This window comes from Pseudomonas indica NBRC 103045, from assembly GCF_002091635.1.
Taxonomy (GTDB): Bacteria; Pseudomonadota; Gammaproteobacteria; order Pseudomonadales; family Pseudomonadaceae; genus Pseudomonas_M; species Pseudomonas_M indica.
The window spans coordinates 40,945-56,880 of the sequence record NZ_BDAC01000009.1 but is presented as its reverse complement, the minus strand read 5'-3'; the positions used below and the strand labels follow the sequence as shown (position 1 = coordinate 56,880).

Sequence of the window (15,936 nt, the reverse complement as noted above, 5' to 3'; positions counted from 1 at the left end):
AAATTGGTAGATCGCGGGCCTGGCCATGGCCGAAAAAAAGGCCCGTCACCAGAGGGGACGGGCCTTTTCATACCGCACTGCGCCGACGATCACTCGTCGAGGAAGGAGCGAAGGTGCTCGCTGCGCGACGGGTGACGCAGCTTGCGCAGCGCCTTGGCTTCGATCTGGCGGATACGTTCGCGGGTAACGTCGAACTGCTTGCCGACTTCCTCGAGGGTGTGGTCGGTGTTCATGTCGATGCCGAAGCGCATGCGCAGTACCTTGGCTTCACGGGCGGTGAGGCCGGCCAGTACTTCGCGGGTGGCTTCCTTGAGGCTTTCCACGGTCGCCACGTCGATCGGCGACTGCATGGTGGAGTCCTCGATGAAGTCGCCCAGGTGCGAATCTTCGTCGTCACCGATCGGGGTTTCCATGGAGATCGGTTCCTTGGCGATCTTCAACACCTTGCGGATCTTGTCCTCAGGCATTTCCATGCGCTCGCCCAGCTCTTCCGGCGTCGGTTCGCGACCCATTTCCTGCAACATCTGGCGGGAGATGCGGTTGAGCTTGTTGATCGTCTCGATCATGTGCACCGGGATACGAATGGTGCGCGCCTGGTCGGCGATCGAGCGGGTGATCGCCTGGCGAATCCACCAGGTGGCGTAGGTCGAGAACTTGTAGCCGCGACGGTATTCGAATTTGTCCACCGCCTTCATCAGGCCGATGTTGCCTTCCTGGATCAGGTCGAGGAATTGCAGGCCGCGGTTGGTGTACTTCTTGGCGATGGAGATCACCAGGCGCAGGTTGGCCTCGACCATCTCCTTCTTCGCTCGGCGGGCCTTGGCCTCGCCGATGGACATGCGGCGGTTGATGTCCTTGATCTCGGCGATGTTGAGCTCGACTTCGTTCTGCAGGTCGATCAGCTTCTGCTGGTTGCGCTTGATGTCATCCTGCAGGGCAGCGATCGCTTCGGCGTACTTGCTCTTGCCCTTGGCCAGGGAGTCCGCCCAGTCGAGGTCGACTTCGTTGCCGGGGAACTGGCGCAGGAAGTCGGCACGCGGCATGCGGGCGTCGCGCACGCAGAGCTGCATGATCGCGCGTTCCTGGGCACGGACGCGCTCCAGGGCGCTGCGCACACGCTCGACCAGGGCATCGAACTGCTTGGGCACCAGCTTGATCGGCATGAACAGATCGGCCAGGGCTTGCAGTTCCTCGTTGGCCTGCTTGCTGCCACGGCCGTGCTTCTTCAGGGCCTTGTTGGCTTTCTCGAGCTGCTCGGCGACGGCGCCGAAGCGTTGGCGGGCGACTTCCGGGTCCGGGCCGCCATCGCCTTCATCCTCGTCGCTGGATTCTTCGCCGCTTTCTTCTTCGTCGTCTTCCGGCTCTTCGGCTGCCGCAGCGGTGCTGCTCTTCAGCTCGACGGGTACTTCTTCGGCCGGCAAGGTGCCGTCATCCGGATCGATATAGCCGCTCAGCACGTCGGACAGGCGACCGCCTTCCTGGGTGACGCGTTCGTATTCGGAGAGGATGCTTCCGACGGTGCCCGGGAAGTGCGCGATGGCACTCATGACCTCGCGGATGCCTTCTTCGATGCGCTTGGCGATCTCGATCTCGCCTTCGCGAGTGAGCAGCTCCACGGTACCCATTTCACGCATGTACATGCGGACCGGGTCGGTGGTGCGACCGATGTCTGTTTCCACCGCGGCCAGGGCGGCAGCGGCTTCTTCCGCGGCGGCCTCGTCGGTGTCGGCTTCGGCCAACAACAGGGCATCCGCATCCGGGGCGCTCTCGAATACGTTGATCCCCATGTCGTTGATCATGCGGATGATATCTTCCACCTGTTCCGGATCGGAAATATCCTCCGGCAGGTGGTCGTTGACTTCGGCGTAAGTCAGGTAACCCTGCTCACGGCCACGGCTGATCAACTCTTTAAGGCGAGACTGCTGTTGCGCTTTTCCGGACATAACACCCTATCCACTGACGGTTCTGGCGGGCTAAAAACAAGCTGAGCATTATAGCCGAGCATTGACCTCACGCGCCAGTTGAGGTCGGGGAGATGGGAGAACTGTTGCGGTTGAGCAGGTTGCGCAGCTGGTCTTTTTCCTCTGCGCTCAGTTCACTTTGACGTGCCTTGCGAAGCAGATGTTCAAGACTGCGCTCGCGCTGGCGAGCCGCAAGACTAGTTATAGTGTCGAAAAACTGTTGTTCAAGGTTGTCCGCCGAAATCAGCCATTCCTTTTCCGCCAGGGCGCGCAACAGACGGCCTTGCTCGGTGCCATGCCAGCGGGCTATGAGCTGTAGCGAACGCATCCGGGGATTCTTCTGCACGGCTTCCAGCAGGGCGACCAGCAACTGGGCATAGGTGTCGTCTTCTGCCGCGAAGTGGCTGGCATCTTCGACCTTCTGCGCCAGCTCAGGATGATGCAGCAGGGTGCGTAGCGCGCTCAGGTTGGGCGGCTCCACGCTGACGGCGGTTCGCGGAGCGCGGGGCTGGAAATCGCCCTGGCCTTTCTTGTTCCACTTCTTGCCGTCTGCTTTCCAGCTTCCCTTTTCTTTCGGTTTGCGCTCGAAGGCGGGCTGTGGCGAGGACGGCTCGTCGTAATCGCCATAGGCGGGAGCGGCCTCGTAATAGGCATCGTCGCCGAAATGGGCGTATTCGTCGGCTGGGTGGGCGGATGCCGACGCGTGCTGGGGCGCCGGCTCGCCGCTCAGGCCGGTGATTTCCTTCAGGCGCTGGCGCATCAGGGCGCGCAGGTTGGCTCCCGGTATCCGCTCGATCAGCGGCGTGGCCAGGGTGGCCAGGTGTGCCTTGCCCTCCAGGGAGCGCGGGTCGGCTTCTTCGGTCAATTGCTGGAAGAAGTACTCGGCCAGGGGCAGCGACTGCTGCTGAATGCGGGCGCGGAAGGCGTCGGTTCCCTCTGCGCGGACCAGACTGTCCGGGTCTTCGCCTTCCGGCAGGAACAGGAAACGCGCGCGTCGCCCATCCTGCAGGCTCGGCAGGGTCGCTTCCAGGGCGCGCCAGGCGGCCTTGCGTCCGGCCTGGTCGCCGTCGAAGCAGAAAAGAATGCTCGGGACGAGGCGGAACAGGCGCTTGACGTGTTCCTCGCTGGTAGCGGTGCCGAGGGTGGCGACGGCGTTGCGCAGGCCTTGCTGGGCGAGCGCGATGACGTCCATGTAGCCCTCGACCACCATCACCTCGTCGAGGTCGCGGTTGTTCTTGCGGGCTTCGTAGAGGCCGTAGAGTTCCTGGCCCTTGTGGAAGACCGGTGTTTCCGGCGAGTTCAGGTACTTCGGCTTATCGTCGCCGAGCACCCGGCCGCCGAAGGCGATGACGCGGCCGCGGCTGTCGCGGATCGGGAAGATCACACGGTCGCGGAAGCGGTCGTAGCGCTTGCCGGTCTCGGCGTTCTCGATCAGCAGGCCGGCGTCGATCATGGTCTTCTGCTGGAGGGCGTCGCCGCCCAGGTGCTTGAGCAGGTTGTCCCAGCCAGGGGGCGCGAAGCCGAGGCCGAAGTCGCGTGCGATCTCGCCGGTCAGGCCGCGGCCCTTGAGGTAGTCCACGGCGGCCTTGCGTGCCGGGTGGCTTTTCAGCGCCTGGCGGTAGAACTCGGCGGCGCTCGTGAGCAAGGGGTAGAGCGGCGAATCGGTGGGTTGCCTTGGCTTGTTGTTGCCGCGGCCCTCTTCGCGAGGGACATCCATGCCGGCGCGTTTGGCTAGCTCTTCGACCGCCTGGGGGAAATCCAGGTGGTCGTGGTCCATGATGAAGCCGAGCGCGTTGCCGCCTGCGCCGCAGCCGAAGCAGTAGTAGAACTGTTTGTCCGGGCTGACGCTGAACGAAGGGGTCTTTTCGTTGTGGAACGGGCAGCGCGCGGTGAAGTTCTTGCCGGCCTTCTTCAGTTGGATGCGCGAGCTGACCACTTCGACGATGTCGGTGCGGTTCAGCAGGTCATCGATGAAGGATTGCGGGATCAGGCCGGCCATGACGTTCTCGGTGGCAACGAGTCGCCAGCATAATGCTGCCGCATCCGCCTGGACAGGTGGGCGATCACATACTGCCGAAGGCTTCGTCGTGCTGGCGTGGGTCTAACGATTTCGACAAGACCAGAAGCTATCTGGATCGTAGCAGGTACCGGCGTCGCTGGATCGCGGGTCCGCCGGGCCTGGAGTCATGCTGCTCGGAATTCGAGTCGGCATATATGCCCCGTGCGACAGGGACCGCTGTCTGAAGACCGAATGCATGAGCATTGCGGCGATGCGGTCGGGCGGGGCTGATACGTGCAGTCTTGCCGGGAGCCCGGTTTGTGGCCGGGCGTGGCAGAACTGGCAGCGCCTGTAACTTAGTACAGACGCTCGCGGCGGCGCTGCTCGCGCTGCACTTTCTTGGCGTGACGCTTGACGGCGGCGGCCGCTTTGCGCTTGCGCTCTGCAGTGGGCTTTTCGTAGAACTCGCGGCTGCGAACTTCGGCCAGAACGCCGGCTTTTTCGCAGGAGCGCTTGAAGCGACGCAGGGCTACGTCGAAGGGTTCGTTCTCTTTAACTTTGACGGCGGGCATCCAGGGCGTACCTTCACAATTGACCGGTGATGAACGCGCTCCTGGCAATCGGCACGGGAGAGCGTCGGTTTTTAAGGGTTGCGGATGTTACCGCCTCGCGGCCCGGAATGCAAAGCCTCTGATCGAAAACCACTGGTCGCGGCGGCGGGGCGGCGATTATCATGCGCGCCTTCGAATTTGCCCACCCTCTGAAGGCGCGAACCCATGCTTGTATTGGGGTTGGAAACCTCCTGCGACGAAACCGGCGTCGCCCTCTACGACAGCGAACAAGGCCTGCTGGCGGACGCTCTGTTCAGCCAGATCGATCTGCACCGTATTTATGGCGGTGTGGTACCCGAGCTGGCCTCGCGGGACCACGTGAAACGCATGCTGCCGTTGATCCGCCAGGTGCTGGAGGAGTCCGGCCGTTCGTCGGGCGACATCGATGCCATCGCCTATACCGCCGGTCCCGGTCTGGTCGGCGCACTGCTGGTCGGTGCCTCCTGCGCCCAGGCGCTGGCATTCGCCTGGGGCGTCCCGGCCGTCGGCGTCCACCATATGGAAGGGCATCTGCTGGCGCCGATGCTGGAAGAGCAGCCGCCGGCCTTTCCTTTTATCGCTCTGCTGGTCTCTGGTGGTCATACGCAGTTGGTGCGGGTGGACGGCATCGGTCGTTACCAGTTGCTCGGCGAGTCGGTGGACGATGCCGCCGGCGAGGCCTTCGACAAGACCGCCAAGCTGATCGGCCTGGGTTATCCCGGTGGCCCGGAGATCGCGCGCTTGGCCCAGCAGGGGACGCCGGGGCGCTTCGTCTTCCCGCGGCCGATGACCGATCGGCCGGGGCTGGATTTCAGTTTCAGCGGCCTCAAGACCTTCGCCTTGAACACCTGGCAGCAATGCCGCGACGCCGGGGACGACGGCGAGCAAACCCGTTGCGACATCGCCCTGGCCTTCCAGCAGGCGGTGGTGGAGACTCTCACCATCAAGTGCCGTCGTGCCTTGAAGCAGACCGGCCTCAAGCGTTTGGTGATCGCCGGCGGCGTCAGCGCCAACCAGGCGTTGCGTCAGTCGCTGGAAAAAATGCTCGGCGAGTTGAAGGGCCAGGTGTTCTATGCGAGGCCACGTTTCTGTACCGATAACGGCGCGATGATTGCCTACGCGGGCTGTCAGCGGCTGCTGGCCGGCCAGCACGAGGGGCCGGAGATCAGGGTGCAGGCCCGTTGGCCGATGGAGAGCCTGCCGGCGATCTGATCGCCACCAAGAGACTCAGAAGTGCCGCTCGCGCCCGGCGAGGAGGTCGCGCAGGTTGCCCCGGTGCCGCCAGACGATCAGCCCGGTCAACGCACACATCGGCAGCAAGGCCGCTGGTTGCTGCCAGGCCAGCAAAGGCAGGGTCAGCGGTGTGGCGATGAGCGCGGCGAGGGAGCTGGTGCGGGTGAGAACGAAGGTCAGCAACCAGGCGGCGATGGCCAGCAGGGCGGCTGGTGGATAGAGACCGAGCAGCATGCCGGCGGCAGTGGCGACGCCCTTGCCGCCACGGAAGCGGAAATACAGTGGATAAAGATGGCCCACCACTGCGGCCAGGCCGATCCAGGCCTGTTGTTGCAGGGATAGGCCGGCCTGTTGTGCGACCAGCACGGGGAGCAGCCCCTTGAACAGGTCGCCCAGCAGAGTGAGGATGGCCATTTTCCGGCCGGCGACCCGTAGCATGTTGGTGGCGCCGGGGTTGCCCGAGCCACTGGCGCGCGGGTCCGGGCCGCCCATCAGACGGCTGAGCAGGATGGCGAAGGACAGTGAGCCGAGCAGGTAGGCGAGAATCGCCAACAGCCAGAACATGGGTATCCATTCCAGGGCGGTGACGCCCGATTCTAACGGGGCATGACGCCCTTGTCGTGCCGCGGGGAGCAGTACTTGGACAGAGTGTTTATCGAAGGGCTGGAAGTCGACACCGTGATCGGTGTGTATGACTGGGAACGCGGTATCCGCCAGTGTCTGCGCCTGGACCTGTCGATGGCCTGGGACAACCGGCCGGCCGCCGGCGGTGACGACTTGAGCAAGGCCCTCGATTACGCGGCGGTGACGGCGCGCATCCAGGCTTTCGCCACCGAAGCGCATTTCCTGCTGGTGGAGACCTTCGCCGAGCGTCTGGCCGAGGTACTGATGGCAGAGTTCGGGATTCCCGGCCTGCATCTCAAATTGACCAAGCCGGGGGCTGTCCCGGCCGCCAGCGGTGTGGGCGTGGAGATCGTACGCGGATGTCTCTGACCCAGGTCGTGCTCGGGCTCGGCAGCAACATCGAGCGCGAGGCCCATCTGGCCGCCGGCCTGGATGCCCTGGCGGCGTTCCTGACCGATCTGCGCTGCTCGCCGGTGTTCGAAAGCCAGGCCGTGGGCATCAAGAGCGGTCCCTTCATCAATCTCGTGGTGTCGGCCTATACCGACCTACCTTTGGGTGAGCTCGACCGCCGATTGAAGTTCATCGAGGCGGACAACGGCCGCTATGCCCCGGATCGTAAGGGCTTGCCGCTGGATATCGATGTCCTGCTCTACGACGATCTGGTCGGCAACTTCGATGGGTTGGTGCTGCCGCGGGCCGAGGTGCTGAAGAACGCCTTCGTGCTCTGGCCGCTGGCTTTGCTGATGCCGGAGGCTGTCCATCCGGGTGTCGGCAAGACCTTCGCCGAGCTGTGGCGGGAGGCCTCAATCGACCAGCGTCTATGGCCGGTGTCCTTCGTCTGGCGTGGCCGGGAACTGACGCCCGAGGCGCTGCTCCAGACCACGTCCTCCCTGGAGGAATAGACCTGACGTCTATTCCTCTGTCGTCTGGCCGTTCTGGCTGGCCTTGTAGGCCTTGAGCGCTTTCAGGCGCTCCCGCCTCAAGGCCTCGCCCAGTTCGGCACCCTGTAGCCCCTTTTCCAGCAAGGGCTTCACCGAGACCGCCCGCGCCGCATCCGCTGCGCCTCGCAGATAGAGCGCCTGGGGATAGTCGCGCTGCTCCAGTCCGCGCCGGCCACGGGCGTCCATTTCACAGGCGGCGATGAACTCTTCGAAGCGCTGCGGCCGGCGGTAGATATCGAAATGCTGCAGTAGCTCCAGCAGGGTATTCGGACGCAACTCCAGGGCCCGGTGGGCATGGGTGTGGTATTCGCCGACCAGCACAGCCAGTTCCTGGCAGTCGCGGGGCGCCTTGCAGCGTGCGTTCACCGCCTCGATCAAGGGACGACCGTTGTGCTCGTGGCCGATATGGCGGGGCCACTCGTTTTCCGGGGTCGTGCCTTTTCCGACGTCATGCAGCAGGCAGGCCCAGCGCACGGTCAACGGTAGTTCGCGCTCGGCGCACAGGCGCAGCACTCGGAGGACATGGTCGCCGGTGTCGATTTCCGGATGATGGGCGGCCGGTTGCGGCACGCCAAACAGGGCGTCGACCTCCGGCAGCAACTCTGCCAGGGCGCCGCATCCGTGCAGCACACTGACGAAGACATCGGGGCGTGGCTCCATCAGGGCACGGGAGATTTCCTTCCAGGCACGCTCCGCCGTCAGGTCCTTGAGTTCGCCGGATTGGCTGAGCTGGCGCATCAGTGCCTGGGTCTCGTCGGCGACACGAAAGCCCAGCGGCGCATAACGGGCAGCGAAGCGGGCGACACGCAGCACGCGCAGAGGGTCTTCGGCGAAGGCGGGGGAAACGTGGCGCAACAAGCGATCCTGAAGATCGCGCTGCCCGCCATAGGGATCGATGACCCGGCCCTGCTCGTCCTCGGCCATGGCGTTGATGGTGAGGTCGCGGCGGATGAGGTCGTCTTCCAGGGTGACGTCCGGGCTGGCGTAGAACGTGAAGCCACCATAGCCGCGTCCGCTTTTTCGCTCGGTGCGCGCCAGGGCGTATTCATCGCCGGTCTCGGGGTGCAGGAAGACCGGGAAGTCCGCGCCGACCGGGCGGAAGCCTTTCGCCTGCATTTCTTCGGCACTGGCGCCGACCACGACCCAGTCGACTTCGGTGACGGGCCTGCCCAACAAGCGATCGCGCACCGCGCCGCCTACTTTGTAGATCTGCATGTTTACCTCCAATCGGCACAGGATACCGATTGGGGCACTGGGCGTCGCGGCGGTTTATGGGCTCAGCGTGCGGTCGGCAGGCTCTGGAGCAGTGCCTCGACGGCGGCTTCGAGGCGTTCGGAGCTGGTCCGGGAGGGGCTCAGGCCGGTGCTGACGAGTCCTTCCCACAGGGAGCGACCGTCGGGATCGGTCAGGCGAACGCGAAGCGTGCCGGTTTCGTCGTGCAGGCGATGGATGGCGAGATAAGGGCCGAGGGTATCGGGCGGCGGCACGTCGACCCGGAATTCCAGCGGCGCGTCGTTCATGGCCAGCCAGTAATAGACGTGCATCTGTGGTGTCGGGCTTTCCCGGTAGCCGCGAGTGGCAAGGCCCTGGCGCAACAAGGTCGCGAGCTGAATGTAGTCGTCGCCGAACGGCAGTTCGCCTTGTACGGCCAGATCAGGCGGGATCAGCCGGTAGTCCCGCAACTCGCCCAGGTCCTCGGCGGCCGGCTGCACCAGTTGGACCTGGGGCAACTGGCGAGTGCAGGTGGCGAGTGCCAGGCACAGCAACAGCACGAGAAACAGGCGCATGGACAGGGCTCGGAAGGGCTTTCCCGACATGCTCCGTGGCTATCCGGCGCGGGTCAACCGATCAAATGGGCGGGATCGCCAGGTCGAGCCGGGGATAGTCGCTCTCGTTGTCACGGTCGCCCTTGGGTGGGACGTGCTGGACGCCGACCACCTGGTCGCCCTGCAGGGTTTCCAGATGCACGTCGAAGCCCCACAGCCGGTGCAGGTGCTTGAGCACGTCTTCGGTGGAGTCGCCCAGCGGTTTGCGATCATGCTGCTGGTGACGCAGGGTGAGCGAGCGGTCGCCACGGCGGTCGACGCTCCAGATCTGCACGTTGGGTTCGCGGTTGCCGAGGTTGTATTGCGATGCCAGCAACTCGCGGATCGTGCGGTAGCCGCTTTCGTCGTGGATGGCCGATACCAGCAGCTCGTCCTTCTGGTCGTCGTCGAGGATGCTGAACAGCTTGAGGTCGCGGATGACCTTGGGCGAGAGGAATTGCAGGATGAAGCTCTCGTCCTTGAAGCTTTTCATGGCGAACTTGAGGGTGGACAGCCAGTCGCTGCCGGCGATGTCCGGGAACCAGCGCTTGTCTTCCTCGGTCGGGGCCTCGCAGATGCGGCGGATGTCGCGGTACATGGCGAAGCCTAGGGTGTAGGGGTTGATGCCGCTGTAGTAGGGGCTGTCGAACGCCGGCTGGTAGATGACGCTGGTGTGGTACTGCAGGAACTCCATCATGAAGCCGTCGGTAACCAGGCCCTCGTCGTACAGATCGTTGAGCAGGGTGTAGTGCCAGAAGGTGGCCCAGCCCTCGTTCATCACCTGCGTCTGGCGCTGCGGATAGAAGTACTGGGCGATCTTGCGCACGATGCGCACGACTTCGCGCTGCCAGGGCTCCAGCAGCGGGGCGTGCTTCTCGATGAAATACAGGATGTTTTCCTGCGGTTCGGCGGGGAAGCGCTTGTCGTCTCGTTCGTGGTGCTTGCCGGAGCTTTTCGGGATGGTGCGCCACAGGTCGTTGATCTGCTTCTGCAGATGTTCTTCGCGATCCTTCTGCCGCCGCCTCTCTTCTTCGGCAGAGATGGGGTAGGGGCGTTTGTAGCGGTCCACGCCGTAGTTCATCAGGGCATGGCAGGAATCCAGCAGGTCTTCCACCGCGTCGATGCCGTGGCGTTCCTCGCACTGCATGATGTACTGCTTGGCGAACACCAGGTAATCGATGATCGAGCTGGCATCGGTCCAGGTGCGGAACAGGTAGTTGCCCTTGAAGAAGCTGTTGTGCCCGTAGCAGGCGTGGGCGACCACCAGTGCCTGCATGCACATGGTGTTTTCTTCCATCAGGTAGGCGATGCAGGGATCGGAGTTGATCACGATCTCGTAGGCCAGGCCCATCTGCCCACGGCTGTAGGACTTTTCCGTGCTGAGGAAGTGCTTGCCGTAGGACCAGTGGTGATAGCCGATGGGCATCCCGACCGATGCGTAGGCGTCCATCATCTGTTCGGCGGTGATGACTTCGATCTGGTTCGGATAGGTATCCAGCGCATAGCGTTCAGCGATGCGGCTGATCTCGCGGTCGTAGGCGCGGATCAGCTCGAACGTCCATTCCGAACCGGTGGAGAGCGGCTGGCTTCTCTTTTCACGGGGACTCATGTGGTCATCCTCCGCTGGAACAGTTCGCGGAACACCGGGTAGATGTCCGCCGCCGAGACGATCTGCTGCTGGGCAAAGGTGTCGGCGAAGGCCTCGCGGACCTGCTCGTATTCGAACCACAGCGCCTGGTGCTCGCGCGGGGTGATCTCGACGTAGGTGTAGTACTGCACGAACGGCATGATCTGCTTGACCAGAATATCGCGACAGATGGGCGAGTCGTCATTCCAGTTGTCGCCGTCCGACGCCTGGGCGGCATAGATGTTCCATTCGTTGATCGGGTAGCGCTCGGCCATGATCTCCTGCATCAGCTTCAGCGCACTGGAGACGATGGTCCCGCCGGTTTCCCGGGAATAGAAGAATTCCTCCTCGTCCACCTCGCGGGCGCTGGTGTGATGGCGGATGAACACCACTTCGATCTTGTCGTAGTTCCGCTTGAGGAACAGGTAGAGCAGGATGAAGAAGCGCTTGGCGATGTCCTTGGTCGCCTGGGTCATGGAGCCGGAAACGTCCATCAGGCAGAACATCACCGCCTTGGAGCTGGGATTCGGCTGCTTGGTCAGCAAGTTGTACTTGAGGTCGAAGGTATCGAGGAAGGGAATCCGCTCGATACGTGCACGCAGGCGGGATATCTCCGATTCCATGCGTTGAATGTCGCCGATATTGTCGGGTTCTTCGCACTTCAGGCGATCCAGCTCCGCCAGCGCCACGCGCAGCTTGGCACGGCTGCTACCGGACAGAGCGATCCGCCGGGCATGGGCGGAACGCAGCGTGCGGACGATGTTGATCCGCGAGGGGTTGCCCTCGTTGCTGATCCCGGCACGCACGGTCTTGAAGGTGTCGGTCCCGGTCAGGTGCCGCTTGACCAGGTTGGGCAGCTCCAAGTCCTCGAACATGAAATCGAGGAATTCTTCCTGGGTGATCTGGAAGACGAAGTCGTCCATGCCTTCGCCGGTATTGCTCGCCTTGCCGGCGCCTCGTCCACCGCCGCCTCCCGATGGCCGGGGGATGCGCTCGCCAGTGGTGAATTCCTTGTTACCGGGATGGACGATAGTCTGCTTGCCACCCCGGCCATGGTGAAGAATGGGCTCGTCGATGTCGCGCCCGGGAATACTGATCTGCTCGCCGTGCTCCATGTCGGTAATGGAGCGCCGGCTGACGGCCTCCTCCACGGCCTTCTTGATGTGTTCGCGGTACCGCCGCAGGAAGCGCTGGCGGTTCACCGTGCTCTTGTTCTTGCCGTTCAGGCGTCGGTCGATCACATAGCTCATAGCCCCTCCGTGGCAGCTTCAAGCCACAAGCCACACGCCGCAAGCAAGAGCGAGGCTGTGAACGCACTCGTTCTTGCTTGCCGCCTGCCGCTTGTCGCTTGCGGCTGCGTTACTGCGATTTGCGCACCCGCAGATACCACTCGGACAACAGCCTGACTTGCTTCTCCGTATAGCCGCGCTCGACCATGCGCTTGACGAAGTCGTTGTGCTTCTGCTGATCCTCCTTGCTTGCCTTGGCATTGAAGCTGATCACCGGCAAGAGATCCTCGGTGTTCGAGAACATCTTCTTCTCGATGACCACGCGCAGCTTCTCGTAGCTGAGCCAGGTCGGGTTCTTGCCGTTGTTGTTGGCCCGGGCGCGCAGCACGAAGTTGACGATCTCGTTGCGGAAATCCTTCGGGTTGCTGATGCCGGCCGGTTTCTCGATCTTTTCCAGTTCCTCGTTGAGGGCGACGCGGTTGAGGATTTCGCCGGTTTCCGGGTCGCGGTATTCCTGGTCCTGAATCCAGAAGTCGGCGTAGAGCACGTAACGGTCGAAGATGTTCTGGCCATACTCGCTGTAGGACTCGAGGTAGGCGGTCTGGATTTCCTTGCCGATGAACTCGATATAGCGCGGTGCCAGGTATTCCTTGAGGTAGCGCAGATAGCGCTCGCGTACTTCCGGCGGAAACTGTTCCTGCTCGATCTGCTGTTCCAGCACGTACAGCAGGTGCACCGGGTTGGCGGCGATCTCGTGCGGGTCGAAGTTGAATACCTTGGACAGGATCTTGAAGGCGAAGCGGGTCGACAGGCCGTTCATGCCTTCGTCCACGCCGGCGTTGTCGCGGTATTCCTGGATCGACTTGGCCTTGGGATCGGTGTCCTTCAGGTTCTCTCCGTCGTAGACGCGCATCTTCGAATAGATGTTGGAGTTGTCCGGCTCCTTCAGGCGCGACAGCACCGAGAACTGGGCAAGCATGCGCAGGGTATCCGGGGCGCAGTGGGCCTTCGACAGCGAGCTGTTGGCCAGCAGCTTGTCGTAGATCTTGATTTCGTCGGTGACGCGCAGGCAGTACGGCACCTTGACGATGTAGATACGGTCGATGAAGGCCTCGTTGTTCTTGTTGTTGCGGAAGCTGTGCCACTCGGATTCGTTGGAGTGGGCCAGGATGATTCCGCTGAACGGAATGGCCCCGAGGCCTTCGGTGCTGTTGTAGTTGCCTTCCTGGGTGGCGGTGAGCAAGGGGTGCAGGACCTTGATCGGCGCCTTGAACATCTCGACGAACTCCATCAGGCCCTGGTTGGCCCGGCACAGTGCGCCCGAGTAGCTATAGGCGTCGGCGTCGTTCTGCGGGAATTCCTCCAGCTTGCGGATATCCACCTTGCCGACCAGGGCGGAGATGTCCTGGTTGTTCTCGTCGCCCGGCTCGGTCTTGGCCACCGCGATCTGGTTGAGGATCGAGGGGTAGAGCTTCACCACCCGGAACTGGCTGATGTCGCCGCCGAACTCGGTCAGGCGCTTGGTCGCCCAGGGCGACATGATGGTGTTGAGGTAGCGGCGCGGGATGCCGTAGTCCTCTTCGAGGATGGCGCCGTCTTCGTCCGCGTTGAACAGGCCCAGCGGCGATTCGAAGACTGGGGAGCCTTTGATCGCATAGAAAGGGACCTTCTCGATCAGTTGCTTGAGCTTTTCAGCCAGCGACGACTTGCCGCCACCGACCGGACCCAGCAGGTAAAGAATCTGTTTCTTCTCTTCCAGGCCCTGGGCGGCATGGCGGAAGAACGCGACGATCTGGTCGATGCATTCTTCCATGCCATGGAAGTCCGCGAAGGCCGGGTAGCGGCGGATCACCTTGTTGGAGAAGATCCGCGACAACCGCGAGTCGGTGGAGGTATCCAGCAGCTCAGGCTCGCCGATGGCCATGAGGATGCGCTCGGCGGCCGTGGCGTAGACACTGCGATCCTGTTTGCACAGATCGAGGTACTCCTGAAGGGAATACTCCTCCTGACGTGTCGTCTCGAAGCGCTGCTGGAAGTGGCTGAAAATACTCATGACGTCACCTCGCTCGATGCATAGGAGCCGGCGCGGGGTCGGTCGAGCGCGTGCTGGAAGGCTGCCGACGAGTCGGCCGATTTGAAAATCCCCCAGAACACCTAAAGGTCGCTACCGATGGCCCCGTTGCCGGTACGCCGGCTTCCCTGTTTTGGATGGCCTGTGACTAAGGATAGTTCGTTCTGGAGAAGCGCAAGGGTAAAGGAAGGGGAATAGCGCGTTGCCGGGCGGGCCCGGCCAAGGGCGGCAGGGGTTGCCGCCGGGAAAAATTATTCTTCCTGGCCTGTGGCCGTCTCGTTGGGGTAGGTCGCGCGCCAGAGTTCGAAGCCGCCGTCGAGGCTGTAGACCTCGGCGAAGCCCTGGTGGGCGAGGTAAGCGGCCGCCCCCTGGCTGGAGTTGCCGTGGTAGCAGGCGACGATCAGCGGCCGGTCGAAGTCGGCGTGGGCGATGAAGTCGGCCAGGGAGTGGTTGTCCAGATGCCGGGAACCGGCGATGTGGCCATTGGCGAAGCTCTGCGGGTCGCGGATATCCACTACCACGGCGCCCTGCTCGCGGAGCGCCTGGGCCTGTTGCGGTGGGATGCGTTTGAAATCGCTCATGGAATTCTCCGGTCTGCCGGAGCGGTCTGGCCGCCCGGCTTCGTTCGTTATCGTTGCGCCGGGCAGTCGCAGCGGTACTTCCGGCTGCTGTCCACATCGAGCAGCGTCATGGCGCCGCCCCAGACGCAGCCGGTGTCCAGTGCGAACAGTCCGGGTTCGTCGCAGCGGCCTTCGAGGGCGGCCCAGTGGCCGAAGATCAGCTTTTGGCCGCGGGTCTTGCGGTTCGGGTGGCTGAACCAGGGGGCATAGCCGGGCGGGGCGCTGTCCACGCCTTCCTTGCTTTTCAGGTCCAAGGTGCCGTCTGCGGTGCAGAAGCGCATGCGGGTGAAGTAGTTGGTGATGACCCGCAGGCGAGTCACGCCGTGCAGGTCCTTGTCCCACTTGGCCGGCTCGTTACCGTACATGCCGTCGAGGAACAGCGGCAGGCGGGCGTCATCCAGCAAGACTTCTTCCACTTCGGCGGCGCGCCTGAGCGCTTTTTTCAGGCTCCACTGCGGGGGGATGCCGGCGTGCACCAGGGCGATGTCGCGTTCGGCATCGTAATGCATCAGTTTCTGGCGGCGCAGCCAGTCGAGCAGGTCGTCGCGGTCCGGGGCTTCGAGAATCTTGCGCAGGGTGTCGCCTTTCTTCAGGCGTTCGATGTTGTGCGCCACCGCCAGCAGATGCAGGTCATGGTTGCCCAGCACGGAGGTCACCGACTCGCGCATGGCATAAAGGAAACGCAGGGCTTCCAGGGATTGCGGGCCACGGTTGACCAGATCGCCCACCAGCCACAGGTGGTCGCGGGACGGATCGAAGTTCACCCGGTCGAGCAGGCATTTCAGCGGGTCCAGGCAACCCTGCAGGTCACCGACGGCATACAGCGCCATCAGTGCAGGGCTCCCGGTACGGCGAGGCGGAACGGGGCGATGGGGGCCTCGAAGCGTTTCCCGTCGTCGGCGAGCATCTGGTAGCTGCCGTGCATGTTGCCGACGCGGGTGGCCATGACTGTCCCGCTGCTGTAGGTGTGGCTCTGGCCCGGCTCGATCCGGGGCTGCTGACCCACCACGCCGGCACCGCGGACTTCCTGGATGCGGCCGTCGCCATCGGTGATGACCCAATGCCGCGACAGCAACTGCGCCGCAAGCTCGCCGCTGTTGTGGATCGTGACCGTGTAAGCGAAGGCGAAACGGTTCTGGTCCGGTTGCGACTGTTCCGGGAGATAGCGGGTGACGACGCTGATGTCGATCTGATAACGAGGGTCGGACATGCGAATGAAACTCGGAAAACGGATAG

At 63.2% G+C, this 15,936-nt stretch carries 15 protein-coding genes; 3 read left to right on the top strand and 12 right to left on the bottom strand.

The features are described from left to right. Positions 1 to 89: 89 nt before the first annotated feature. The 3 genes from rpoD to rpsU all read right to left on the bottom strand — a co-directional run bounded on the left by rpoD (position 90) and on the right by rpsU (position 4,532). Complete coding sequence (rpoD, locus tag PIN01S_RS12435) at positions 90 to 1,943, bottom strand: RNA polymerase sigma factor RpoD (protein WP_084335990.1); 1,854 nt, start codon at positions 1,941 to 1,943, stop codon at positions 90 to 92. Positions 1,944 to 2,010: 67 nt separating this feature from the next. Further along, positions 2,011 to 3,960: a DNA primase gene (gene dnaG / locus PIN01S_RS12430; protein WP_084335989.1), complete on the bottom strand. Its 1,950-nt coding sequence runs from the start codon at positions 3,958 to 3,960 to the stop codon at positions 2,011 to 2,013. A gap of 356 nt (positions 3,961 to 4,316) precedes the next feature. After that, entirely contained in the window at positions 4,317 to 4,532 is a 216-nt protein-coding gene (gene rpsU / locus PIN01S_RS12425) for a 30S ribosomal protein S21 (protein WP_003085057.1), read from the bottom strand. Positions 4,533 to 4,736: 204 nt separating this feature from the next. On the opposite strand from rpsU, the gene tsaD reads away from it, so the two are divergent. Continuing rightward, positions 4,737 to 5,762 carry a tRNA (adenosine(37)-N6)-threonylcarbamoyltransferase complex transferase subunit TsaD gene (gene tsaD / locus PIN01S_RS12420; protein WP_084335988.1) on the top strand — a complete coding sequence of 342 codons (1,026 nt, stop codon included), beginning with the start codon at positions 4,737 to 4,739 and terminating at the stop codon, positions 5,760 to 5,762. A 15-nt stretch (positions 5,763 to 5,777) separates the two neighbouring features. Here the strand turns inward: tsaD and plsY are convergent, their stop codons facing one another. Further along, complete coding sequence (plsY, locus tag PIN01S_RS12415) at positions 5,778 to 6,347, bottom strand: glycerol-3-phosphate 1-O-acyltransferase PlsY (protein WP_084335987.1); 570 nt, start codon at positions 6,345 to 6,347, stop codon at positions 5,778 to 5,780. A 75-nt stretch (positions 6,348 to 6,422) separates the two neighbouring features. On the opposite strand from plsY, the gene folB reads away from it, so the two are divergent. Both folB and folK read left to right on the top strand, forming a co-directional pair. Continuing rightward, complete coding sequence (folB, locus tag PIN01S_RS12410) at positions 6,423 to 6,776, top strand: dihydroneopterin aldolase (RefSeq protein ID WP_084335986.1); 354 nt, start codon at positions 6,423 to 6,425, stop codon at positions 6,774 to 6,776. After that, entirely contained in the window at positions 6,767 to 7,309 is a 543-nt protein-coding gene (gene folK / locus PIN01S_RS12405) for a 2-amino-4-hydroxy-6-hydroxymethyldihydropteridine diphosphokinase (protein ID WP_084335985.1), read from the top strand. Before folB ends, folK begins: the two co-directional genes overlap by 10 nt. Positions 7,310 to 7,318: 9 nt before the next feature. On the opposite strand, the gene PIN01S_RS12400 is transcribed toward folK, so the two are convergent. The 8 genes from PIN01S_RS12400 to apaG form a co-directional block, all read right to left on the bottom strand. Further along, positions 7,319 to 8,563 (bottom strand): multifunctional CCA addition/repair protein, encoded by a 1,245-nt coding sequence (locus PIN01S_RS12400; protein ID WP_084335984.1) that lies wholly within the window; start codon positions 8,561 to 8,563, stop codon positions 7,319 to 7,321. Between the two features lie 62 nt (positions 8,564 to 8,625). Further along, entirely contained in the window at positions 8,626 to 9,135 is a 510-nt protein-coding gene (locus PIN01S_RS12395; RefSeq protein ID WP_084335983.1) for a DUF4136 domain-containing protein, read from the bottom strand. A gap of 61 nt (positions 9,136 to 9,196) precedes the next feature. Continuing rightward, a complete protein-coding gene (locus tag PIN01S_RS12390) occupies positions 9,197 to 10,762 on the bottom strand; it encodes a SpoVR family protein (protein WP_084335982.1) in 1,566 nt (521 codons plus the stop codon). Next, positions 10,759 to 12,030, bottom strand: coding sequence for a YeaH/YhbH family protein (locus PIN01S_RS12385; protein WP_084335981.1), 1,272 nt, complete (start codon positions 12,028 to 12,030; stop codon positions 10,759 to 10,761). The genes PIN01S_RS12390 and PIN01S_RS12385 overlap by 4 nt, the downstream gene beginning before the upstream one ends. 109 nt (positions 12,031 to 12,139) lie before the next feature. Continuing rightward, on the bottom strand, positions 12,140 to 14,062 hold the full coding sequence (locus PIN01S_RS12380; RefSeq protein WP_084335980.1) for a PrkA family serine protein kinase: 1,923 nt from the start codon (positions 14,060 to 14,062) through the stop codon (positions 12,140 to 12,142). A 269-nt stretch (positions 14,063 to 14,331) separates the two neighbouring features. Next, positions 14,332 to 14,661 carry a thiosulfate sulfurtransferase GlpE gene (glpE, locus tag PIN01S_RS12375; protein WP_084335979.1) on the bottom strand — a complete coding sequence of 110 codons (330 nt, stop codon included), beginning with the start codon at positions 14,659 to 14,661 and terminating at the stop codon, positions 14,332 to 14,334. Positions 14,662 to 14,708: 47 nt separating this feature from the next. Continuing rightward, on the bottom strand, positions 14,709 to 15,530 hold the full coding sequence (locus PIN01S_RS12370) for a symmetrical bis(5'-nucleosyl)-tetraphosphatase (protein ID WP_084335978.1): 822 nt from the start codon (positions 15,528 to 15,530) through the stop codon (positions 14,709 to 14,711). Further along, the gene (gene apaG / locus PIN01S_RS12365) at positions 15,530 to 15,910 is read right to left on the bottom strand and encodes a Co2+/Mg2+ efflux facilitator ApaG/CorD (RefSeq protein ID WP_084335977.1); all 381 of its coding nucleotides are present in this window, start codon (positions 15,908 to 15,910) and stop codon (positions 15,530 to 15,532) included. The genes PIN01S_RS12370 and apaG overlap by 1 nt, the downstream gene beginning before the upstream one ends. Between the last annotated feature and the right edge of the window lie 26 nt (positions 15,911 to 15,936).